The organism is Flammeovirga kamogawensis (assembly GCF_018736065.1).
Classification (GTDB): Bacteria; Bacteroidota; Bacteroidia; order Cytophagales; family Flammeovirgaceae; genus Flammeovirga; species Flammeovirga kamogawensis.
Genome location: NZ_CP076128.1, coordinates 2886617 through 2913000 on the forward strand (window position 1 = coordinate 2886617; position 26384 = coordinate 2913000).

Sequence of the window (26384 nt, forward strand, 5' to 3'; positions counted from 1 at the left end):
CAATAATTTCGCATCATAAAAAAATATAGAAATGAAAAAAATCTGTTTTGCCACTAATAATGTAAATAAGCTGAGAGAAATTCAGCAACAACTAGAAGGCCTTTATCAAGTTGTGAGTTTGAAAGAAATAAATTGTGAAGAAGAACTGCCTGAAACACAAGAAACATTAGAAGGAAATTCTTTACAAAAAGCACAATATGTATGGGATAATTATGGTGTTAGTTGTTTTGCTGATGATACTGGACTTGAAATTAATGCCTTAAATGGAGAACCTGGTGTATATTCTGCAAGATATGCCGGACCACAAAGGGATAGTGAAGATAATATGGATCTTGTTCTTAAAAACCTTGAAGACAAAGATGATAGAAGCGCAAGGTTTAGAACAGTGATCACTTTGCTTTGGGATGGAAATGTTGAACAAGTTGAAGGTGTTGCTGAAGGTGATATTATCACAAAAAGAACAGGCGATGAAGGGTTTGGCTATGATCCTATTTTTAAATCTAAAGGACATGAACGTACTTTTGCTCAATTATCGTCTAAAGAGAAAAATGAAATTAGCCATAGAGGAAAAGCTGTTGTAAAATTAATTGAATTACTAAAAGATAAAGTTTAGTGATTACCTTTACAGCATTTACAATTCTTTATTCACTATGAATTTAGATTATACATTTCTGATTTTTTTATAATGAAACAACTATCAATACAAACAAAAAAGGAATTTAGAAATTTTGGACTCGCTTTTGGCTTAGGTTATTTATTAGTTCAAATTCTACCTTTAATTTATGGACTTACAACCGCAGAAGTAGATATTTTTAAGATCATTGGTTTGATTTTGATAAGTCCTTTTAGCTCTCCTACTATTTTATTTTTTGGTATTGCTATCCTAAAAAGATATAACGAAAAATCTTTATTTTGGGTAGGTATTATTGGTGTATGGGTTAGTGTGATGATGAACCTCTACATTCAACATGGCGGCGATACTATATTTCTTGATACTATTTTTAGAAATCTAATTAGAAAAGGATTAGCAATGATTCTGTCTTTATTAGTACTCCGTTTTTTCTTCCAAAAAACAGATTTTATCCGTCTAATAATTGGATTTGGAGCAACTGTAATTTTAGCTGTAATTAATTCATTTGCCACTTTTAATGATCAATTAACTACAGATATGATTCTACAACAATCTATTTGGGGTGCATTATTTTATGTCTTTTCATTGAGTTTAGGCTATACACTTTTCACTATATTTAAAAGTAATGATGATAGTAGTGATGAAACTGCAGAAGCTGAAATACCAGTTTTCAAGTCATCTCAGTTAGTATTTTACTTTATGATTTTTGGAATATATTTTTCTGATTTATGGAGTAGTGGAAATGCATGGCAAATGCAATTAAATCTTCTCTTTCAATTACTTTTTGCTTGTATTGGTATTATTTACTTCAGTAAAAATATTATTACAATTGGAATGGCATTATCGATAGTTTCTTTAATTGGAAGAATAATATCTTTCTATAATGATATGAGTATAATGAATATTGTAGGTGTTGGATTCTCTTTATTATTACTTGCTCTTTTTGAATTATCAAGAAGACAAGAGAATAAAATAATGAACGGATCAGTAGCAAGGAGAAAAAAATAACTATATAAATAAAAAATGGTCTTAGTTTCTAGAAACTAAGACCATTTTTTATATCGAAAAGTTAATTACTTTCCCATTTTTTGTTGTAAGCATTGCCAAAGTACAACTCCAATAGTAATTGATACATTTAGAGAATGTTTTGTTCCAAACTGAGGAATTTCTAAAGCCATATCAGATGCAGCAATTGCTTCATCACTTACTCCCATTACTTCATTACCAAATACTAAAGCTATTTTTTCTTCTTTAGTAGTTGTAAAATCTTGAAGTAAAGTACTGCCTTCTACTTGTTCTACAGCAATTACTTTGTATCCTTCTTTTTTAAGAGAAGCAATAGCATCTACTGTTTCATCAAAATGTTCCCAAGTAACAGTATCTTGAGCTCCTAGTGCAGTTTTATGAATATCTCTATGAGGAGGTTTCCCCGTGATTCCACAAAGCACCACCTTTTCAATTGCAAAGGCATCACCTGTTCTAAAAGACGATCCTACATTATTTAAGCTTCTAATATTATCAAGAACAACAACAATATTATTTTTCTCTTGTACTTTAAATTCTTCGGCACTAACTCTATTGAGTTCGTCCATGCTTAACTTTCTCATCAAAATATATTTTAATCTCCTTCTGGATAATGACTCATTCTTCTGCGTTCAATCTTGTTCATTGCCAGCTCTCTATTAGACGACAATGTATTGTACGTTTCTTGGTCTTCAATTAATTGAACATCTCTTTCCATGTATTTGAAAATAGTTTCAACAATACCAGAAATTTCTTCTTTAATTGAATAGAAAGACCATTGATCTATTTTTCTAACGTTTAACAACCCTGCATTTTTCATATAAATCAAATGCCTAGATGTTTTTGTTTGAGTATAATCCAATACTAATTCAATATCAGAAATACACATTTCTTCATTAGTATGAAGTAAATTTATTATTCTTATTCTCGACTCCTCTCCTAAGGCCTTCATTATCTGAGTACCTATAGATAAATTGAAGTGTTTCAGCTTCATAATTACAATGCTTTAATTCGCGTTTGCAAATATACAAATCTCTATTTCAATCTGTATAGAATAGTCAATAATACCTCTTTATTAACTTTTGTTTCAATTAATTGAAATTTCACATTAACAAGATATAACTATTCTAAGAAGATGTACATTTTGTTATTGAAAATTTCATGATTTATAATTAAACCGTTATACTTGAATAGGTAAAGATAATAGGTTAGTCACCTATTATATGGCATGATACACCAGTAACATTAACCAGTTGTGGAAAGACATTCGATAAATATTGAATGTCTTTTTTTTATGCTAAAAGACTAAAAGATTAAAATCTCTTCTTTCTATGTAGTTACAATTTTCATTTTGAATCAACTAGTGATTATCTTCGCGTAATTATTAATATAGATATGATAGAAAGAACAATAAAAATCGGTACTCGTAAAAGTAAACTTGCGTTATGGCAAGCGGAACATGTTAAATCTCTTTTAGAGCAGAATAACATGAATGCTGAATTAGTATTGATAGAAACGAAAGGCGATAAAATTCTTGACCGTTCGTTATCAAAGATTGGTTCTAAAGGTGTTTTTACTGAGGAATTAGAAGAACAACTTCGTAATGGAGGTATTGATATTGCTGTTCATAGTGCAAAAGACATGCAAGCCTCTTTAGGTGATGATTTCGAATTAATTGCCTTTACAGACAGAGAGGAATGTCATGATGTTTTTGTGAGTCATAAATCTGGACTTACAATAGATCAGAATACAGATATAGTTATAGGTACATCTTCTGTAAGAAGAGTAGCAATGCTTAAAAAATATTATCCTAAAGCTAAAATTGTTGATGTAAGGGGTAATTTACAAACAAGAATTAAAAAAATGGAAGATGGCCTATGTGATGTACTTATGCTTGCCTATGCGGGTGTACACAGAATGGGATACAACAACATGATTGTACATGAGCTTCCTGTAGATACATTTACTCCTGCAACGGGACAAGGCTGTGTTGCTATTGAAGCAAGTACAGGATTAGCTGTTGAGGTAAAAGACGCTATCCGCTCTGCAATCAATAATGAAAAAACAGAAACTTGTGTACGTGCTGAGCGTGCTTTCCTAAAGGAATTGCAAGGCGGTTGTAGTATTCCTGCTTTTTGTTTAGCAAAATGGGCATCTAAATCAGAGATTACTATAACGGGTGGATTGGCTAAGCCAGATGGTTTACCTCAATTAAGATATACATATACTGTTCCTGCAATTGAAGCAAATGAAACAGGAACTAAAATTGCCAAAGAAACATTGGCCAATGGTGGTGCAGAGCTTTTAGCTCAACTAAAAAATTAACAAGCAATTTCGCAGCTATTTATATGAAAGGTTTATTAGATCAGCAGTTTGGACAAGGAGAAATTGTAATTTCTAAAGTTGATGATTTAATCAACTGGGCGAGACTATCTTCTTTATGGCCATTAGGATTTGGATTAGCATGTTGTGCTATCGAGATGATGACAACTTTTGCTTCCAATTATGACTTAGATAGATTTGGAGTTATTCCAAGAGCTACTCCACGTCAATCAGATGCCATGATTATTTCTGGTACAGTAACTTTTAAAATGGCTGACCGTGTTCGTAGATTATATGAACAAATGGCGGAACCCCGTTATGTAATTTCAATGGGTAGCTGCTCCAATTGTGGTGGTCCATATTGGGAACATGGATATAATGTTGTTAAGGGAGTTGATAGAATTATTCCTGTTGATGTTTATGTTCCTGGATGTCCTCCAAGACCAGAAGCATTAATAGGTGGTATCTTAAAATTACGTGATCAAATTCGTGAAGAAACATTGATGGCTCCTACTGCAGTTGAAAAATTAATGAACAAAGCAAAAGTATAATCATGACAACAGAGGAAATAGCTGCATTAATTGAAGAAAACATTACCGATTGTACACTATCTGTTGATACAAAATTACCTCAGCAAGAAATTACAATTCCATCAGAAAAAATTACTGAGGTTTGTTCTTTTCTAAAGGGTAATCAAACAACATTTTTTGATACACTTTCTTGCTTAACTGGAATAGATAACGGACCAGATAAAAATACGATGGAGGTTATTTATCATCTTTATTCTATTCCTAATAGCTTTAGAGTTACTTTAAAAGTTGTGTTAGATAGACAGAATCCACATATACCTTCTGTAGTTCCTGTTTGGAGAGCTGCTGATTGGCACGAACGTGAAGCGTATGATTTAGTAGGTATGACTTTCGATAATCATCCCGATTTAAGGCGTATTCTATCTCCTGATGATTGGGTTGGACACCCTCTCCAGAAAGATTACACACCAGAAGAGAGATACCATGGAATTAAAGTAAAATACGAAAAGGATTAACATAATTAATCCTTCTAAATAAAGTAAGCCGAGCCATTTTAAATGACTCGGCTTTTATATTTTTAAATCTTAGTCTTAACTAAGGAATTACTTCTAAAAAGAAGTAACCCTTGTTAGTTAATATAGATAAGACTAGATTATATAGTCGTGTTTACGATTATTAACAACCAAATATAATCATATTAATTCTGAATATATACTAATCGTTATAAAACTTTTATGCATGTAACATTATAAGTATTTATACAAATAAAAAAATCCGATCAACTATATTAATTGATCGGATTATATATGTAGATTTTAAAATCTATTCCCATTCAATAGTTGCTGGTGGTTTAGAGCTAATATCATATACTACTCTGTTTACACCTTTTACTCTATTGATGATATTGTTACTAATTTCTGCAAGGAACTCATAAGGTAAGTGTACCCAATCTGCAGTCATACCATCTAAAGATGAAACTGCTCTTAAGGCTACTACTTTTTCATATGTACGCTCATCACCCATAACTCCTACAGAGTTAACAGGTAAAAGCATTGCTCCTGCTTGCCATACATCATTATATAAACCATGGTCTTTTAAACCTTGAATAAAGATATGGTCAACTTCCTGAAGAATTTCAACTTTTTCTGCAGTTACATCACCCAAAATACGGATACCTAAACCAGGACCAGGGAAAGGATGTCTGCCTAAAATTTCTTGAGGAATATTTAAAGCCTTACCCACTAAACGTACTTCATCTTTAAATAAAGTATTTAATGGTTCTACAACTTTTAATTTCATATAATCAGGTAAACCACCTACATTATGATGAGATTTAATTGTTGCTGAAGGACCTTTTACAGATACAGATTCGATTACATCAGGGTAGATTGTTCCTTGACCTAACCATTTTGCATTTTCAACTAACTTTGATTCAGCTTCAAATACATCAACAAAGATTTTACCAATAGCTTTACGCTTATCTTCCGGATCAGTTTTACCTTCTAATTCTTTATAGAATAAATCCTTAGAATTTACACCTTTAACATTAAGACCTAAACCGTGGTAAGATTCTAATACAGATTCAAATTCGTTTTTACGAAGTAAACCGTTATCAACAAAAATACAATATAGGTTTTTACCAATAGCTCTATGTAGTAAAACTGCTGCTACAGAAGAATCTACTCCACCAGACAAACCTAATATTACACGGTCATCTCCAAGTTTTGCTTTTAGTTCTGCTACAGTACTATCTACAAAAGATTCTGGCGTCCAATCTTGCTTACATTCACAAACACCTACTACAAAATCCTGAAGCATAAACTTACCGTCTTTTGAGTGAGTTACTTCTGGGTGAAATTGTAATCCAAAAGTTTCTTCGCCAAGAATTCTGTATGCTGCTACAGGTATACTTGTAGTACTAGCAATTACTTTGAAGGTATCAGGAAGATTAAGGATAGTATCACCATGCGACATCCATACTTGAGTATCTTCTGGTATTCCTTTCATCATAGGGCTAGTATGATCTATGAAATCAAGGTTTGCACGACCGTACTCACGGTGCTCTGAACGTGCGACAGTTCCTCCATTTTGATGAGCAAGCATCTGTGCGCCAAAACACACACCTAGAAGAGGCATTTTTCCGCGGATATCGGAAACGTCGAAGTTTGGTGCATCTTCTTCTAAAACTGAGTGAGGGCTACCTGAAAGGATAACACCCTTGTACTCAGAATGATCAATCTTCGGTTCGTGATTGTAAGGAAAAATCTCACAATAAACATTTAACTCTCTTACACGTCTAGCAATTAGCTGTGTATACTGAGAACCGAAGTCATAAATTAGGATCTTGTCCATAATAAGGATTGGTATTCAGAGATTATTTTTAGATGCATGCAAAGATGATGTTTTTTATTGAAAAAGTGATACTTCTCATGATAAAATAATAAAAGGAGTAATGTTGAATAAAAAAAAAACACCCTACACCTGTGAAGATGTAGGGTGTTAAACCTAATTACTTATATTTTAAACTCAAAGCTTAAGGAATAGGGTTACCATTTTCATCCACAGCTACTTGAGTACCTTTTGTCATATCCCACCATACAGGGTTATTCAAATTATCACCTTGGAACTCTCCTGAACCTGTAAAGCCAGCTTCAGAATTAAGTACCTCAACGCCAGAATTATATGAAGATAAATTCAAAGTTTGCTCATCAGTTGGGTAAGGGCGACGAACTGGAATATCTCCATTTCCTCTGTCATGACCTGCAACAGGAGATCTTAAGACACCAAAGTCAAGACGTCTCCATTCGATCCACCCCTGATGACCTTGCATATAAAGTGCAATCCATTTTTGAATACCTAAAGAAGTTTTCCAGTTTGCAGCATCATACGGATGAGCAATTACATAAGCATCAATATCTGCTTGTGCAATTGTTCTTGTCATACCAGCTAAAGTAGCTTGAGCATTCCAGAATTCCATTGATGCTCTAATACCTGCCTCATATTGCGATGCAGCTAATGTAGTGTTACTAGCTCTCTGAGCTGCTTCCGCTAAAGCAAAGCATACCTCTGGGTAAGAAATATAAATACCCGGAGCTTTTTCATATAATGTAGCTTGTGATGGCTGTGAATATTTAGAAATATCTAAATTATTTGCAGTATTATCATCAAGACCATAGATTACGCCTTCATATTTAGGAGTTGGTACCCAATCTGCTGGAGCATCCTCTGGAGGAGTCATTGACTCTTCTGTAGGGTCAAAATATAACATCATACGAGGATCAGACATATCAGACAATAGATCAACCATTGTATTACTAGCTGCAAAATCTGCACGTGTCTTACGGTCCTCATTAAGAGGATTATTATGAGGAGCTGATCCAAAAATTAATGTTGCATTATCTTCATTACCAGCAATAAAACCACCTTCTGCTACAACTTCTGCTAATTTCACACCATTATCTCGGTCTGCCATTCTCAAAGCTATACGTAATTTTAGTGATTGAGCAAATTTTGACCATTTAGCCATATTACCTCCATAAATCACATCTCCATCAACACCAGTACTAGAAACTATTTTACCTTGTGCTTCAGATAACTCAGTTAATAAGCTAGAATAAATCATTTCCTGCTTATCGTAGGTAGGTGCTACAATATCATTTCCTTGAAGAGCCTCTGTGTAAGGCACCGGTCCCCAAATATCAGTGATTAGATGCATTAACCATACTCGTGTAATTTGTGCTACCGCATATTGGTTAGAAGCTCTGTCTTTAGTCTCGCCAACAATTGCATCATTTCCTAAAATTTCTGATGCTATATCCATACTTGCCTTTAAGTCTTTTAAACCACCCGCAGCAAAATAACTAATCCATTGACCGTTAACAGAAGAATCTCTATAACGGAAACGGCTTTCAGATGGATAAGCTTGTTGAGACCAATATTGTGAGTATACTAATCCAAAACGTCCATTTGCCCATTCATCCCAAACATTTTCCATTGCATACTTCTGACCAGATGTCAATAAGTAAGAAGCAGGGACCTCCGAAGGGTTGTTTGGATCTACATTTAGTTCTTCAAGGTCTGTACATGCAAACATTGCTGCTGCCATACTTCCTGCTACAAGAACTGTCTTTAATTTATTTATAAATTTCATTATTGTCTTCTTTAAAAATATTAAGCTAATATTCTACCTAACAACACATTATAAATGTATGTTGTTAGGTTTAGGTAAAAGGGTTTTTAGAAGTCTAATTTCAAATTGAAACCCCAAGATTTTGTTGTCGGAACAGCACCACCTTCGATACCTTGTACGTTACCTGAGTTGTTAGCAAATTCAGGATCAATATGAGGTACATTAGAATGGATGATCCATAAGTTTCTACCTGTAACCGAGAAAGTTGCACCATAAGCACCAATTTTCTTTGTGATATTAGAAGGTACTCTATATGATAATGCTAACTCTTTTAATTTCACATATGACGCATCATACATATTTGCTTCTGCAATGATATAACCACCATTCGCATAGAAGTGATAAGGAGCAGAAATAGATGTTGTGTTTTGAGTTCCATCTTCAAGAACTCCATCAACTACGATACCATCTTCACGAATATTATTTTCAGCAGTTTCAGCCATAATACCTGAATAATTACCCCACATGTTAGTTGTAGAGAATAATTTACCACCAAAACGCATATCTAATAATACTCTTAATGAAATACCTTTATATGTAAATGTGTTTGAAAGACCACCAGTCCAATCAGCTAAAGAAGAACCTAAATTAACTAATTCATCAGTAGGAATATATGCTCCATCAGCACCCACTAATTTTTCTCCTTGATCATTTCTTTGGTAACCAGTACCTCTAATTTGACCATAAGATTGACCTTCAGTAGCATTTACCGAAACTGCGAATGGTGCATTAGCTAAACGTAAGTTATCAAGACCATCTGCTAATTTTACAAGCTCATTGTAGTTTTTAGCATAGTTAAAACCAACATCCCATCTGAATCCACTTTCAGTCATTACAGGTGTAGCATTTAAAGCTAATTCAACACCTTGGTTTAACATTTCACCAGCATTAATAATTTGACGAGTATAACCCGTTGAGCCAGAAGTTGGTACATCAATAATTTGATCTGTAGAAACATTCTTATAAACCGTTGCATCAAATCCTAAACGATCATTGAAGAAACGCATATCTAAACCTAACTCTAACGATGTAGTTTGTTCTGGTTTAATATTAGAATTATTTAATGTATTAGGAACATAATAAATAGGGTTACCATTGAAAGCTCCTCTAGAATCAGCTGAATAAGTCTGATTTACACTATATGGATTTGTATCATTACCTACTTGCGCCCAACCTAAACGTACTTTACCAAAAGAAACTACTTTTGAATCAGCAAGACTTCCTAATTCTGAGAAAACTACTGATCCAGAAACTGCAGGATACAAATAAGTATTATTATTTGCAGGTAAAGTAGAAGATTCATCTGCTCTTAAAGAAGCATCAACGAAGAATGTATTTCGGTACCCTAAAGAAGCACTACCAAAAACTGAATTTACTTGCTTATCAGTACCACTATCAACAGTTTGGACAGGGCCATTTGAATTTGATGTTGTATATAATCCAGGTACTGAAAGACCATTTGAAGTACCTTGATAATTTCTACGGTATTTATTTGTTCTGATATTTCCACCTACAAATGCATTTAATGAAAGCTCATTTGAAAATGTTTTATCATAACGAACCATTGCTTCGTAATTAGTTTCTTGAACTGACCTAACATCTTCACTATACTCAGAAATAGCTTGAGAACCTACTGCGATTCTTTCTCTTCTGTAATCAGTGTAGTAATCAGTCATTACTTTTGCACTTGCTGAGAAACCACCATTAAATTGGTAATTTAAGCCAACGTTACCATAAAAACGATTTCTATCATCATCTTGGAAATTTTCGTTACGTACCCAATATGGGTTATCTGAATACTTTGGAGCTGCATCTGTTGCAGATTTTCTATTCCAAGTTCTTTGAGTACCATCAGGGTTTTTATATTGCTTCATTTGAGCATCATCCCACTGACGTTGTCCCCATTGATTAAATTGTTGCATTACGTTGTTTCCATCATATCCTGTACCTGGACGTCCTAAAGCTTTAGAACCAACATAATTTGCTCCAACATTTACTTTTAATTTATCAGTTAAATTTTGAGTTGCATTCAAACTAAAGTTATCTCTTTGCATCTCACTGTTAGGGAAAACACCTTGGATATCATAGTTTGTATATGACAGTCTGAAGCTTGACTTTTCTGTGTTACCTGTTAAAGAAACACCAATATTAGAAGTTACACCTGTATTAAAGAAATCTTTAACGTTATTTGGATGAGCTACCCAAGGAGTACCTTTACCATAATCAGGGTGCCATTCATCAAAAGAATACCATTGTCTTGCTAATGTACCATCTAAAGCTGGTCCCCAAGATTCATCTACTGCGTAAGCTACATATGGAACTCCATTAGCGTCTGTACCGCCAGGGAAAGCTCCACCACCGCCACCACCGTAGCCATTTTGGTAATCAGGTAATTTCAATACTGATTCAAAAGAAACGCCTGCATTTACAGAAACGCCAATTTTATTACTTTTTGCACCTTTGCCTGATTTAGTTGTAATCATAACAACACCATTGGCAGCTCTAGAACCATACAAAGCTGCTGCAGAAGCACCTTTTAGTACTGACATACTCTCAATATCATCAGGGTTAATATCTTGTGCAGCGTTACCGTAATCATAACCACCAGCTCCTCTTTCTTGATTTGCAGATGTAAAGTTTGAGTTATCAATTGGTACACCATCAACAACAAATAACGGTTGGTTATTACCTGATACAGAATTTACACCACGAATAACAATACGTGACGAACCACCCATTGCTCCACTTGAAGAAACTTGTACACCTGCAACTTTACCTGCAAGACCATCTACCATGTTAGCAGATTTTACTTCAGACATTTCCTCACCTGAAACATTTTGAACAGCATAACCTAAAGATCTTTCGTCTCTTTCTACACCAAGTGCAGTTACAACTACTTCATCTAATTGTTCAACATCTTCTTCTAATGAAATTGACATTGTTGATTGGCTACCAACTGTTTGTTCAGAAGTTTTATAACCAATAAGTCTAAATTGTAATATAGGATTTTCACCAGTAACCATTAAGCGGTATTCACCGTCAATATTTGTTACAGTACCCTGAGTTGTCCCTTTAACGACAACAGTAACACCTGGAAGAGCTTCTCCTGAAGCATCTTTAATTACACCAGATATTGATCTCTCTTGTGCAAACGTGGCAAAAACCATTGTAAACATAAGAGACACTAGTAAAAGTGCTTTCTTCATGATAAAAAAATAATTGAATTGGAACTTAAGTTTTGTCCTAGTTTCCTAAAGTCTGAAAACTAAAAAGTAGCGGACATAAAAATTATCTTATTGATTGATTGTATAAAAATTAGTAGAAAATTTGAAATATAGGTTTGTTTAAAATTTGTAATGATTTAACCATAGTTTAAATATTGTTTTTAAATAATTGAATTGAATTGTGGTCAGTAGAAAACACCTGTTTAAAGATGTGTTAAGCTTTGATTATACCGCTAAACTACACAATTAACTTTAATTATCTAAATAATTGTTAGTAAAATTTTAACAATAGTTATCATCGCAAAGGAAATAATCACACTTATTTACCAGAATAATACAATAAAAACACCCATAAAGAATACTTATAAATGAAATAGTTACATTATTCAAATATCAAAAAATAGTTAAAATTATTTTTTTTAATATTAAGATTAAATAGGCAGAAGTCTTTAAATCAGTTGTTATTTTTTTACTAGAAATAAAAAAGGCTATCTCATTTTTGAGATAGCCTTACTATATAACTTACTTCTAAGTTAGAAAATATACTTTCAAAATCTTAGTACCCCCAGTTATTTACAGGAATACTTGGATTTGCTAACATTTCACGTTCTGGAATTGGGAACCACGTTTGTTGTCCTCCGTTGTTAACTCCACCATCAACCGTTGGGTCTTCAGTAGCAATTTCAACTCCTTTACGGTCTGAAACGATAACTTTTTGGTTTGTTCTTCTCAAGTCCCACATTCTATGACCTTCAAAAGCAAACTCTTTTGCTGTTTCATTCCAAACATCTTGCAATGTTACAGAAGTCACATCCATATAATTTTGGATACGATTTCTTCTAAGCTTATTAATCGCTTCAGCTGCTAATGCAGTTTCACCTTTAATTAAATGAGCTTCAGCTTTTGCTAACAATACTTCTGCATAACGTAAAAGCTTTGGAGTAGTAAGACCAATTGTGTTATCATGACTATAATACTTCATGATCCAATGTAAAGTAGATCCGTCAGTATCTTCTGATTCATAGATAAGTGTTTTACCAACTTCTGCAGATGATTCAAAACGAGCATCATTAACTACACCACCTAAAATTACAGTATCCGGGTGTGCGTGAAACAGTAATGGAGAAGCTAAATACGCTCCATACATACCAGCTTCAGGTGCTCCGTAAATATTACCATAGTTATTTGAACCGCGACCTTGATTAGAAGCAAACTTCAATTCAAAGATTGTTTCAACTCCACCTTCACCTTGATAATAATCAAATAGTTTATCAATTGGTGTTAAAGCATAAGAACCTGCTAAATCATTAGCAATAGAGATAATTTCATCCGCATTTGCAGTTGCTTTTGCAGAGTTTAACTCCACTTCAAATAATAACACTCTTACTTTTAATGCTTTAACTGCATCTAAAGTAGCATTAATTTTTGATGTATTAGAAATATACTTTGCAGCATTATCTAAATCAGCATAAACTTGAGTAAAAATATCTGAACGATCATTTAACTCCGGCTTCTGAGCAACTGCTTCTTCAACAGTTGTTGGAGCTGATATTACTAAAGGAACATTACCATATGCTTTTAATAAATCAGAATATGCTAATGCTCTAATAAAGTGAGCTTGACCTATTGCATTTTTTATTTCAGAATCATCTAAATCAAGGCCTTCTGTTTGAAGAATTAAGTTTGCATTCGAGATCACTTCATAGATAGCATCAAAAGTATTTTTATCATCTTCTGTTCCTGTATCAGCTCCAACTGTTGTGAAGTTCTTTCTTAAGTTATAATGATCTTGAAAACGACCACCATCATTTGGTCCTGCAGAAACTAGATCTGTACCAATATCACCGTAAAGGTTGAAGTTACGACCATAATACCCTAACTCTTGCATTCTGTTATATAAACCTCCAATAAGATCTGAAGGTTGAACAGTTTCTATATTTTCAATGTCAACATTTTGTTGAGGCTCAACATCTAGTGTACACGAAGACATTGCTCCTACTAATGCTGCACCAACTAATATTTTATATAATTTCATCTTATTCTCTTAAACTAAAGTATCTAAAAAATTTCTTTTACAGTATTTTCTAATTAGAATGATACTGTTAAACCTCCTGTGAATACTTTTCCTTCTGGATATTCAAAGAAGTTGATACCTGTTGGGTCTACAGTTGTTGGAGTAAATCCTTTATAATCAGATAAGATCCAAAGGTTTTGAGCAGAAGCGTAAATTCTAACATTACTAAGTTTTGCTTTTTTCACAACGTTGCTAGGTAAAGTATACCCTAATGTTACGTTTCTTAAAGCTAAATAACCGCCATCTTCTAAGAAGCGAGTAGAATGCTGTTGACCACCAGCCATACCCCATCCTGGGTTATCTGAAATATCTCCTTCTTTCTCCCATCTGTTTGCTGTATAAGCAGACTCCAACATGTTATAAGGATAGATTGCATCTGTATCAGTATATCTACGAGTTGAGTTGTAAATTTTCCCTCCTACTGAGTAAGTTAAGAAAAATGAGAAGTCAAATCCTTTATAAGCAAAGTTGTTTGTCATACCACCCACTGCTGTAGGGTAAGGGTTACCATGTTCTGTACGTTCAGCAGCACCATAAGAAGTTGTTGCCCATTTTCCATCTTTCATGAAATAACCAGCTTTTCCTGTATGGTCTTCTCCATCATTTGCAAACCAAGATGGCTTACCTGTAGTTGGATCAGCTCCTGCCCACTCTCTTAAAAAGAAAGTTCTCATTGCAGAACCTACTCTTGCTACCTGCATCGTATTAATTTGAATATCTTGATCATTGTCTAAACGAGTTACTTCATTTTTGTTTAATGAAATATTGAAGTTCGTATTCCAAGTAAATTCACCCCTAATATTTTGAGTGTTTAATTGGAATTCCCATCCAGAGTTTCTCATTGCTCCAATGTTACGACGAGCAGATGCAAAACCTGTAGTACCCGATAATTGTTGATTTAATAATAAATCATCAGAATCTTCAATGTAGTAATCAACATTTAAAGTAATTCTATCAATAAAAGTCACATCAGCACCAACATTAAATTTCTTTCTTTTCTCCCATGTTAAATCTGGGTTAGATAATTGTTTGAAGTAAGCAGCAGAAGCATTATTATAACTTGAATACGCATATAAACCTCTTGCTTCAAAGTTATCAATTTCAGCATTACCAGTAACACCATAAGACGACCTTAATTTAGCATCTGTTAAAATAGTATTACCATTCAAGAAATCTTCTCTTGAGATATACCAAGAAGCAGAAGCTGAGTAGAAATCGCCCCATTTATTATTTGCAGAGAATTTAGAAGATCCATCACGACGATAAGATGCAGTAGCATAGTATTTACCATCATAATTATATTGTGCCTGACCTAAAAATGACATGAACCTATATTCAGTTTCATAACCACCCATTGATACAGGTTTTGCTGCATTATCTAAATTTTGTAAAGAAGAAGGCATTCCTTCACCGTAAGCACTAATACCTGTCACTTTATTTGATTGATATTCAAAACCAGCTATTGCACTAACATTATGAACATTGTTAAATGTCTTATCAAAAGAAAGGATAGAAGTATTTGTTAATGTACTGCTTACACCCCAAGAATTTGATTTTGAACCACCTGAAGATCTACCATCATATGATAAAGAAGAAGTATAATAACCATACTTTACATCCTCAACGTTTACTGCATTTGTCTGACGGAAAGTTAACCAATCTGTAATACGGTAGTTTAATTTACCAATTAATTGACCTGTAGTAGATTTTGTTCTACGAGGGTTAAGATCTACATCGTGTACAAAATTTGCTGCAATTGGGTTATCATCTAACCAATCTCTTGGAGAACCGTCCTCATTGAAAGGATTTACAGTAGGAGCACTCATATATGTCCCTAAAAGAGGAGAAGAGAATAAGTTACCACTTGAAGCATCTAACTGATCAATGTATGAAGCATTACCAATAAATTGAATGTCTAATTTATCATTAAATTTATGATCAATATTGAAACGAGCTGAGTAACGTTCAAAATCAGAACCAACAAGAATACCTTCTTGATTGTAATAACCACCAGAAACCATAAATTTAGTTTTCTCATCACCACCTCTCATAGAGACTTCATAAGAACTAGTTTTGCCTTGACGGAAAGAGTGATCACCCCAATCTGTATTTGAGTAAGAATGATTGCCTGCATCATCTGTAGTTACACCATTGACATCTTTAATATAATCTGCAGGATCTCCACCATAAGAATTAGCTAATGATCTAGATCTCGCATCTACATATTGATCACCATTCATTCTTTTAGAATTACCTTTATAAACTGATGAAACACCTTGTTTAGTACTTAAAGTAATTTGAGTTTTTCCTTGAGAACCACCTTTTGTAGTTACTAAAATTACACCATTTGCTGCACGAGCACCATATAAAGCAGTAGCTGCTGCATCTTTTAAAATCTTAATATCCTTAATATCTTCAGGATTTAAATTAGCTAAAGGATCTCTTTCTCCTTGTTGATTAGCTTCAATGATATCTGAAGATGTTTGAATAACACCATCAATTACATATAAAGGGTCTGATGATGCATTTACAGAACCAACACCACGGATTACGATATTTGATTTAGAACCAGGCTGTCCAGAAGATGCATTAATATTAACACCTGCAGCTTTACCTTGTAAAGAATTTGCTACGTTGGGAGTTACGATATCTGTAACATTTTCAATTTCAGGAGTACTAGATGCCATATCTTTTTTGGCATATCCCATAACAGTAACCTCTTCTAATTGTTCTGCATCTTGTTCTAAAGTTACATTAAAAGTAGTTCTTTGTCCCACTTTTAATTCTTGAGTAGTATAACCAACAAAGCTAAAAATTAAAGATGCGTCTTCAGAAACTGAAACCGAAAATTTACCATTAAGATCTGTAATTGTACCTAAAGTTGTTCCTTTTACAACAACAGTAACACCTGGTAAGGGTTGACCTGCTTCAGATACAATACCAGAAACCGTACGTTCCTGAGCAAAAGCACTTACTATTAAAGCAAAAGTAAGTACGATCAGAGATAGAAGTCGTTTGTTCATAAAATAAATAAATTAAGCTAAAAAGCTAGGCACCCAAAACTGAAGTAGATATTATTATAAATAAGCTTAGGTAACCTATTGAATTGAATTGATAACAGGTCTTTTATCGACCTTTTCTGTTTGCAATATTCTATTTTGTTATGTTAATATTATATTGTTTTAAGTTAATAACACTAAATAAAAACAACCCTACAACACAAAACACTAGATATCAATACGATAGCAAATTATTTATTTTTAAGAAGTTAAATAACGGATGTTAAAAACTGATTTTTATACACCTCGTTATTAAATACAAAAACCGTTTACATTATAATATGTAAACGGCTTTTGTATGTGCTGATTAAATTTGGTTATTCGTAACCATTAATTTGCTTCAAGTTTGAATTAACATTTAACTCATTCTGAGGAATTGGAAAATAAAATTGTTGATCTCTAGCAGGGATGTTTGCTTTTGGTGACCTCGCTGTTCCATCTGAATTTATTAAATCCATATCCATGTTATTTCTTCTCAGATCAAACATTCTATGTCCTTCAAAACATAATTCTAGCCTTCTTTCAGCTAATACATCATCAATTAAACCTGTAGATACAGGAGCAGTTCCTGTAGCGTACCTTTTAGATCTAATCATATCTGTTAAAGTAATAGCATCTGCTGTATTTCCTAGTAATGCTTGTGCTTCTGCTGCATTCAAAACAGCTTCAGAATATCTTAAAACTTTTGGGGAGCTTAAACCAACTACTCCATCATATTCTGCATACTTATTAATATAGAATAAACCATTTTCTAAGTAAAACACACCCTTTCTAACGTCATCATCAGAAAATAATGCATAAAAATCTGGACTACAAGTATATGCACCATATCCAGAACGAATATATAAAGCTCCTAAATCATCTGACCCTCTACTCTGAGCTCCTGCAATTATTACTTCATATAAAGTTTCTGCAGATTCTTTATTATTAAAATACTTAACATAATCACCTGCTTCCATCACACTTACTCCCGTTATCATATTATATGAATCAATAACCTTTTGTAAATATGTATTTTTATCAATATTTGAATCTTCTAATGCTCTTGTAAGAAAAACTCTTGTTTCTAGACCATATACAGCATTTAATGTGAATTTAATTGATGACGTATTCGTTATCAGAGCTTTGGCTTCTGTAAGATCTTTTTCAATCTGAGCATAAATTTCAGCAGCAGTGTTATTTGCTGGTTTTGAAGATACTACTTCATTTAAATCAGTTGATGGTTCTGTAACTAATGGCACATCCCCATAAAAACGAACTAAATCAAAATTTAAAAATGCACGTAATGCTAAAGATTGACCCTTTATATCATCTTCAATACCTGCTGTATGGATTAGTGTATTCACATGGTTCAAAACTCTATATATTTGTCCCATTTGATTACTAATATCATAACTATCATCAACAGATTCAGACGTTCTAGAATTCTTTGTATTAAAATAGTTATCATTAAAACGGCCTCCAGATGATCTTACTACAATATTATCTGTACCTACATCCCCAAATACATACGTATTTCTTCCATAATAAGAAGTACGCCCCATTTCTCTGTAGGCACCATTTAAAACATCTTGAGGCTCAGACATTTCACTAGTCCTTACTTTACCATTAACGTTGGGTTCAACGTCTAGAAAGTTACAACTACTCATTACTCCCAAGGCAATAAGTAGGATATATCTTATATATTTCATTATTATCATTGTTAGATGGTTAATTAAAATGAGCAGTTAATACCAAATGTATACGTACGGCCATCAGGGTAATCAAAGAATGCTACTCCTGTATTATCAACAGTTGTTGGAGAATAACCTGTATAATTACTTACAGTAAATAAGTTTTGGAAAGATGTGTATACTCTTAGGTTCGATAAACCTATGTTACCTATTGTTTGCTTAGGTAAAGTATACCCTAATGTGATATTTCTTAATTGTAAATAACTACCATCTTCCATATACCTAGATGAGTTAACATTTCCCCATCCGTCGTCACCTGCTTGATCAATTAAAGGTCTACTTGCTATATCACCTTTCTTAGTCCATCGATCATCTTTTGCAATTTTCATTTGGCTGTAATAATTACCTCCATTTATTGCACTCTGATCCTGATCCATATAACGTCTTCCTGAATTGAATATATCATTACCAACACTAAATGTAAACATGAAAGAAAAATCAAATCCTTTGTATGAGAGGTTGTTCGTAAAACCACCAGAGAAATCTGGGTAAGGATCTCCTACATCAACTTTTTCTGCTTTACTATAATATGATGTTGCGTAACGACCATCATGTTGCTTAAACACTTGATTTTTATCTAACTCATCTTGTGTTGGCTCTCTATTTAAGTACCATGAAGGTTTTCCGTTTTCTGGATTTGCACCTGCCCATTCTTGTATAAAGAATGCATTTAATGGTTTTCCTTCTTCTATAACTTGTCTTGAATATTCTATTCTCTGACCGTTATAAAGTTTTGTTACTTCATTTTGGTTAAATGACATATTTAAATTGGTAGTCCATAAGAACCCATTTTTATCAATGTTCGTAGAATTAATCGTAAATTCAATTCCTCGATTTCTCATTTCACCAACATTTTGGTAAACATTCGCAAAACCTGTCATACCTGCAGTAGGTACTTGCATTAATAAATCAGACGTTTGCTCATTATAGAAATCAACGCTTAAAGATACTTTATCAATAAATGTGATATCAAAACCAATATTCGCTTTTAACTTTTGCTCCCATGTTAAATCAGGATTTTCAACTTGTTCAATAACTGCTGCAGATGATGTATTATAGAATGTATAACCATACAATCCCATTGCTGCATAATTGCCAATTCCTGCATTACCTGTAGTTCCTATCGAGCCTCTAATCTTAGCATTGGTAATTAAGTCTGAAGTACTTAAAAAGTCTTCGTTTGATAATATCCAGCTACCACCAGCAGACCAGAAATTACCATATTGATTTTCTTTACCAAATCTAGAAGATCCATCTCGTCTATAAGAACCTGATACATAATACTTTCCTAGGTAATTATATTGCACCTGGCTTAAAAAAGAGAAGAATCTATATTGCGTTTGGTACCCATCATTTGAGAAACCAGAAGATGCAGAACCTAAATTATCAACAGTTAATGGTACTCCTGCACCATACCCATATTGATTCGATGCATCATATTTTTGTAATTCGACACCACCAATAGCATCTACCGTATGATCTCCAAATGAATTACTGTAAGTCAATAGATTTGTTGATGTAATTAATGAACTAAATGCTGATGTATTACTTACTGAACCATTTGCAGCATTTGGTCCGTTAAATCCATCATAAGATATTGGAGCGGTATAATAATCATATCTTGTGTTTTGAATACGAACAGCATTATTTGATTTGATTGCAAAACCTTTACCTATTTCATATTTCACATTTCCTTGCAAACCTGCATTGAACGATTTCGTTCTTCTGTAATTATATTTTAAATCACTAAGGAAGTTGGCTCCAATAGAATAATAATAATTATCATATCCGGATTCATCTGCCGTTAAAAATGGATTTAAATAAGTGTTACCATCAACAGACCTTTTTAAATCTCCACTTTTTGCATAAGGTGCAATGATAGCAGGATACATATATGTAGTCATTAATGGAGAAGAGAAAAGTGCTCCATCTGATGCATCATTTTGCACTATATAAGATATATCTGTTTTTATTGAATATGATAATCTATCATTTACTTGATTATCCATATTAACTCTAGCTGAATATCTTTCAAAATCAGATCCTTTTAATATACCATCTTGATTATAATAACCAAGACTTACATAATGCTTTGTCTTTTCAGTACCTCCTGAAGCTGTTAATTGATAGTTCTGTACTGCTCCTTTTCTAAAAGCTTCATTAATCCAATCCGTATCTGTAGTAAACGGATCACCATTAATATCTACATCACCATATTTTTGAAACTCAATGAAATCTTTTGCTCTCATTGGTTCGTAGTTTCCTTGATATAATTCAGCAACACCTGCAGAAACATTCAAGTTAAATTGAGTTTTTCCTTCTACTCCAGACTTAGTTGTAACAACTATAACGCCGTTAGATGCTCTTGCTCCATATAAAGCTGTTGCCGCTGCATCAGTTAAGATTTTAACATCTTCAATATCTTCAGGATTTAATAAAGACATTGGATCTCTTTCAGACTGTTGGTTGGCTCCTACTATATCTGTATTATCGATGATCATACCATCAATTACATACAAAGGTTCTTGACTTGAGGAAATCGAACCTACACCACGTATTCTAATAGTTGGCTTAGCACCAGGCTGACCAGAAGGTGCAGTCATACTCACACCAGCTGCTTTACCTTGTAATGAATTGGCAACGTTTGGTGTTACGATATCAGTAACTTTTTCGACACTTGTAACATTAGAAGATTGATCTTGTTTTGCATATCCCATTACAGTTACTTCTTCTAACTGCTCTGAATCTTGTTCCATTGCTATGTTAATTGTTGATTGATTACCAACAGCAATTTCTTGAGATGTATATCCTATAAAACTAAACTGTAAAACAGCATCAGATGAAGTATTTAATGAATAATTACCATCTAAATCTGTAATTGTTCCTTGCGTTGTACCTTTCACTATTACAGTTACCCCTGGTAATGGGGCTCCAGCATCTGTTACAGTACCTGTAACATTTTGCTCCTGTCCATATGCACTTGCTATACTCATTGCAAGAGCAAATAGTAGTAGTATTTTCTTTTTCATGTAATTGAGCTAATTTTTGGGTTTAAGAAATCCCTAATGCAGTAAAATTTAACAATACACTATTTCGCTGTTTATTCTACTTAATAAGTAAAATAGACATGTAGTATATCCTTAAAAATAGTTTTGGGTTAAAATTAAATAGTGTAAACAGCGTTGAATTAAAAATTGTAATGCAGTTTTACTTCAATAGATTTAGGGTTATTTCTGGGGTTTTTCTTACAATACCTTTTCAGGGTTTGTTTTTAAGTGGAGTTAAATAAAAGGATCATTTTTAATGTATTTAATTTTGAATAAATAGTGGTTAAGAAGGTTCTAATTTTATGATTGAATACTATTTTAGTTACTAACTTATAACATAGTGTACTTTATTAAATTTAGTTAATTAGTCGATAATTTCATCTTAAAATATTTAATTACCTTATATAGTTCTACTTCTAATAAGAAAATTGCAATCATAGATAAAATTAACACTACAATAAGAGTAAGTAATTAGAAACCAATAAAATAAACAATTAAACTATAGTTTAATTAAGAGCATCATTAATAATAACATCTCTAAAATTATAACCTATCTTTTGTAGTTTATTCGGATTTACCTTAGCACTTGACAATACCAAAAATGAACTTTCGCCTAATACTAATTTCAAGACTAATGAAGGTAAATTTGGTAAAAAGATTGGTCGGCAAAGTTTTGTGCCAATCGCTTTTGTTAGTTGTTCATTTGTTACTGGATTAGGAGAAACTGCATTATAAACTCCTTTTATTTTATTATTCTCAATAGCTGTTATAAATAAATTAGATAGATCCTCTAAGCTAATCCAAGATATCCATTGTTTACCTGTACCAATAGGAGACCCAATTCCAAGTTTAATTGGCAACATCATCTTAGGCAATGCCCCCCCTTTTTCTGTTAAAACTACTCCAATTCTTAATTTCACTAACCGAGAAGTTGTGCACATATCTTCCGCTTTTTCCCATTCTTTCACAACATCTGCTAGAAAATCATTTCCAAAAGAAGAAGACTCATCCAACTCTTCCTCTCCTCTATCACCATAAATACCAATTGCCGAAGCACATACAACTACTTTAGGAGGTTTTTCTAAAGCATTTATTTCTTGCATTAATAATGTAGATGATTCAACCCTACTATCTAAAATCGCTTTTTTTGCACTTTCTGTCCATCTACCTTCCCCAACACTTTTTCCTGCTAAATGAATCACTGCATCAATTCCATCAAAAGCTCTTGGGTCAATATGTTTTTGCTTAATATCCCATTTGTACCGTTTGATTTCTGCATTTAGATCTTCCTTACGCGATAGCCAACGTACTTCATGCCCTTTATCAATCAATTTATTTGATATTTCTTGACCAACTAAACCAGAACCTCCTGTAATTAAGACTTTCATAAACTATTATACTTTTGATGTTACCAAATAAAGATACCTCTTAAATGATAACTAATTCTTATTCTTGTTGTTTATCAAGTCCATAATAAATCTAATTTCTTTTTGTTTCCGACTAATACTCTTTAAGTTAGCGACCAACTTTCCAGTTCAATCTAAATTTCAAAATGAATAAACATAATTTTATCTACGGAATAATAGCTTTATTATTCGGTATTGGTAATACTCTGTTAGCTCAAGAAAACTTTACAATAAATGGTGTAAGGGATGACAGAAGTAACTATTACGCTTTCACGAACGCTTCAGTTCACATATCACCAACTCAAACTTTACAAAATGCCACTTTAGTTATTAAAGAGGGTAAAATTGTATCTGTTTTAGAAGGTAATTCTGTACCAAAAGGTGCTGCAGAAATTAATGTCAAGGGTAAACATATTTATGCTTCATTTATAGATGCAAATACTCATTATGGTATGCCTAAGGTAGAAAAAGGTAATTTTTGGTCTTGGAGTGAACCTGAAAAAATTGGTCCGCAAAATCCAAAAGCATACAATGCTAACGATGCAATAAAGGCGAATACAAACGCTGCCGAACTTTTTAAAAGTGAAAGTAAAGCTGCAAAAGAAATGCGATCAATTGGTTTTGGTAGTGCATTAACTTATTTGCCTGATGGTATTGCAAGAGGTACATCAGCCTTAGTTACTTTTGGCGATGGTAAAGCAAACGAATTAATGCTTTCTGAAAAAGTTGGTGCACACTTAGCTTTTGATAAAGGATCTTCTAAACAAATGTATCCTGTATCTACTATGGGTTATGTTGCCCTACTTCGTCAAACTTATTATGACGCAGACTGGTATAAGAGTATTGGTCATGAAAAATTTACAGATGTTACTTTAGAAGCATTCAACCAATCTCAGAATTATACTCAATTTTTTGCTACTAAAGACTTATTTGATCTTGAAAGAGCTGCTAAGGTTGCTAAGGAATTTCAAAAACAGTATATCTACGTTGGTAATGGCGATGAATACCAAGACATTGCTACCTTAAAATTGATCAACCCTACTTTAATTCTTCCTGTAGATTTCCCGCAAGCATTAAATGTAAATGATCCAATTGATGCAATGAATGCCACTTTTTCTGAGATGAAACATTGGGAACTAGCTCCTTCAAACTTATCGCTATTGGCTAAAGAAAACATTCGTTTTTCTATCACAGCATTTGATTTATCAAGCAAAGCTAATTTTCTTAAAAATATTCGCTTAGCAGTAAAAAGAGGGCTTTCAGAAGAGCAAGTGTTAGCTGCTTTAACTACAATCCCTGCCTCTTACACAAATTCATCAGATCGTTTAGGCACCATAGAAAAAGGTAAAATAGCCAACTTTATAATTACATCTGCACCTCTATTTACAGAAAAAGGTGATGTACTTGAAAACTGGATCCGTGGTAAACGCTATGTCGCTAAAGCATGGAATACAAACGATTTTAGAGGAGAATACACTTTAACAGTTGCAGACAGTACTTATACCTTAAAAGTTACAGGTAAAGATAATACATCTGCAAAATGGAATGTTACCGTAAACGACTCTTTAAAACTTGATACAAAAGCAGCTATTACAGACGGTATGCTTTCTTTATCATTTAAATCTGATACTACAAAAAAAGCAACTTCAATCCGACTTTCTGGTTGGGCAAATAACGAAGGTAACTTTTCTGGTGAAGGTAAAAATGCAGATGGAAGTTGGTTAAAATGGACTGCTATTAAATCTGCATCAAATAAAGTAGAAAAGAAAAAAGAAGAGGTAGAAGTTAATCCAGAATTAGGTGATATCATTTTCCCTTTTAGTGCTTATGGTAGTAAAGAAATTGCTCAGCAAGAAACTATTTTGATTAAAAATGCAACTATTTGGACCAATGAAGAACAAGGTATTGTAAAAAATACTGATGTACTTATTAAAGATGGAAAAATAGCTAAAGTAGGAAATAATCTAAAAGGTAGTAAAACTACTAAGGTAATTGATGGTACAGGCAAACATCTTACAAATGGTATTATTGACGAACACTCTCATATTGCATTATTTAGTGTAAATGATGTTGCTGTAATGTCATCTATGGTAAGAATGGAAGATGTACTAAACCCTAACGATGTAGATATATACCGTCAATTAGCAGGTGGTGTTACCTCTGCACAATTATTACATGGTTCTGCAAATCCTGTTGGTGGACAATCTGCCGTAATTAAATTTAGATGGGGAAAAACTAACCCAGATGATTTGATTTTTAAAGATGCCAAACCGTTTATAAAATTTGCCTTAGGCGAAAATGTAAAACGTTCAAGCTGGCCAATGTCAAATCGTTTTCCACAAACAAGGATGGGTGTAGAGGCTGTTTATATAGATGGTTTTACCAGAGCAAAAGTATATAATGACGCTCAAAAAATATATAATGGTAAAGGACCTAAACCTCGTAAAGATTTACAATTAGAAGCACTTGCCCAAATTCTTAATGACGAACGTTTTATCTCGTGTCACTCTTATGTGCAGTCAGAAATTAACATGCTAATGAAAGTTGCAGATAGTTTTGATTTCAGAGTAAATACTTTCACTCATATTTTAGAAGGTTATAAAGTAGCTGATAAAATGAAAAAGCATGGTGTTGGTGCATCTACTTTTTCTGATTGGTGGGCTTATAAATTTGAAGTTTATGAGGCAATACCACAAAATGCTGCATTAATGGCATCTCAAGGGATTACTGTTGCTATTAATTCTGATGATTCCGAAATGGGTCGTCGTTTAAATCAAGAGGCTGCAAAGAGTGTAAAATATGCAGATATGAGCGAAGAAGAAGCATGGAAAATGGTTACGCTAAATCCCGCAAAATTATTACATGTAGATCACAAAGTAGGTTCAATAAAAGTAGGTAAAGATGCAGACCTTGTTTTATGGTCAGATAATCCTCTTTCAATCTATGCAAAACCTACTTATACTTTAGTTGATGGTACAATCTATTTCTCTTTAGAAAAAGATGAGCAACTTAAAAAAGAGATGCAGAAAGAAAGAGCAAGGTTAGTTGCTAAAATGCAAGCTGCAGAAAAGGCAGGTGAAAAAGTAAAAGATGTAGCTCCTAAAATTGAGCAACATATGCATTGCGATTATTTACACCTTGACTAA

General features: G+C 33.3%; 16 protein-coding genes. 6 read left to right on the forward strand and 10 right to left on the reverse strand.

Translation table 11 applies throughout. The annotated features are described in order from the left end of the window. Positions 1-31 precede the first annotated feature (31 nt). Complete coding sequence (locus KM029_RS11550) at positions 32-613, forward strand: non-canonical purine NTP diphosphatase (RefSeq protein ID WP_144073429.1); 582 nt, start codon at positions 32-34, stop codon at positions 611-613. A 72-nt stretch (positions 614-685) separates the two neighbouring features. Beyond that, positions 686-1639, forward strand: a complete 954-nt coding sequence (locus KM029_RS11555; protein WP_144073430.1) for a hypothetical protein — start codon at positions 686-688, stop codon at positions 1637-1639. 65 nt (positions 1640-1704) lie between these two features. Here KM029_RS11555 and KM029_RS11560 read toward each other — a convergent pair whose 3' ends face one another. After that, positions 1705-2238: an RNA methyltransferase gene (locus KM029_RS11560; RefSeq protein WP_144073431.1), complete on the reverse strand. Its 534-nt coding sequence runs from the start codon at positions 2236-2238 to the stop codon at positions 1705-1707. A gap of 11 nt (positions 2239-2249) precedes the next feature. Then, a complete protein-coding gene (locus KM029_RS11565; RefSeq protein WP_126617957.1) occupies positions 2250-2648 on the reverse strand; it encodes an ArsR/SmtB family transcription factor in 399 nt (132 codons plus the stop codon). 401 nt (positions 2649-3049) lie between these two features. Here KM029_RS11565 and hemC point away from each other — a divergent pair, with 401 nt between their 5' ends. Genes hemC through KM029_RS11580 form a run of 3 tightly spaced genes read left to right on the forward strand, consistent with a single transcriptional unit; the run spans position 3050 to position 5021 of the window. Further along, positions 3050-3979, forward strand: coding sequence for a hydroxymethylbilane synthase (gene hemC / locus KM029_RS11570; protein WP_144073432.1), 930 nt, complete (start codon positions 3050-3052; stop codon positions 3977-3979). 23 nt (positions 3980-4002) lie between these two features. After that, entirely contained in the window at positions 4003-4527 is a 525-nt protein-coding gene (nuoB, locus tag KM029_RS11575) for an NADH-quinone oxidoreductase subunit NuoB (protein ID WP_144073433.1), read from the forward strand. A gap of 2 nt (positions 4528-4529) precedes the next feature. Beyond that, on the forward strand, positions 4530-5021 hold the full coding sequence (locus tag KM029_RS11580; protein ID WP_144073434.1) for an NADH-quinone oxidoreductase subunit C: 492 nt from the start codon (positions 4530-4532) through the stop codon (positions 5019-5021). A gap of 307 nt (positions 5022-5328) precedes the next feature. On the opposite strand, the gene guaA is transcribed toward KM029_RS11580, so the two are convergent. The 8 genes from guaA to KM029_RS11620 all read right to left on the reverse strand — a co-directional run bounded on the left by guaA (position 5329) and on the right by KM029_RS11620 (position 23220). Further along, positions 5329-6861: a glutamine-hydrolyzing GMP synthase gene (gene guaA, locus KM029_RS11585; protein WP_144073435.1), complete on the reverse strand. Its 1533-nt coding sequence runs from the start codon at positions 6859-6861 to the stop codon at positions 5329-5331. Between the two features lie 178 nt (positions 6862-7039). Further along, positions 7040-8656 carry a SusD/RagB family nutrient-binding outer membrane lipoprotein gene (locus KM029_RS11590; protein WP_144073436.1) on the reverse strand — a complete coding sequence of 539 codons (1617 nt, stop codon included), beginning with the start codon at positions 8654-8656 and terminating at the stop codon, positions 7040-7042. A gap of 86 nt (positions 8657-8742) precedes the next feature. Further along, the gene (locus KM029_RS11595; RefSeq protein WP_144073437.1) at positions 8743-11901 is read right to left on the reverse strand and encodes a SusC/RagA family TonB-linked outer membrane protein; all 3159 of its coding nucleotides are present in this window, start codon (positions 11899-11901) and stop codon (positions 8743-8745) included. Positions 11902-12475: 574 nt separating this feature from the next. After that, positions 12476-13954 (reverse strand): RagB/SusD family nutrient uptake outer membrane protein, encoded by a 1479-nt coding sequence (locus tag KM029_RS11600; protein WP_144073438.1) that lies wholly within the window; start codon positions 13952-13954, stop codon positions 12476-12478. A gap of 53 nt (positions 13955-14007) precedes the next feature. Continuing rightward, positions 14008-17016: a SusC/RagA family TonB-linked outer membrane protein gene (locus KM029_RS11605; RefSeq protein WP_144073439.1), complete on the reverse strand. Its 3009-nt coding sequence runs from the start codon at positions 17014-17016 to the stop codon at positions 14008-14010. 353 nt (positions 17017-17369) lie between these two features. Continuing rightward, positions 17370-18743 carry a RagB/SusD family nutrient uptake outer membrane protein gene (locus tag KM029_RS11610; protein ID WP_158631036.1) on the reverse strand — a complete coding sequence of 458 codons (1374 nt, stop codon included), beginning with the start codon at positions 18741-18743 and terminating at the stop codon, positions 17370-17372. Between the two features lie 23 nt (positions 18744-18766). Next, complete coding sequence (locus KM029_RS11615; protein WP_144073441.1) at positions 18767-21814, reverse strand: SusC/RagA family TonB-linked outer membrane protein; 3048 nt, start codon at positions 21812-21814, stop codon at positions 18767-18769. 524 nt (positions 21815-22338) lie between these two features. Continuing rightward, positions 22339-23220, reverse strand: a complete 882-nt coding sequence (locus tag KM029_RS11620; RefSeq protein WP_184679503.1) for a TIGR01777 family oxidoreductase — start codon at positions 23218-23220, stop codon at positions 22339-22341. Positions 23221-23384: 164 nt separating this feature from the next. On the opposite strand from KM029_RS11620, the gene KM029_RS11625 reads away from it, so the two are divergent. Continuing rightward, positions 23385-26384: an amidohydrolase family protein gene (locus KM029_RS11625; protein ID WP_144073444.1), complete on the forward strand. Its 3000-nt coding sequence runs from the start codon at positions 23385-23387 to the stop codon at positions 26382-26384.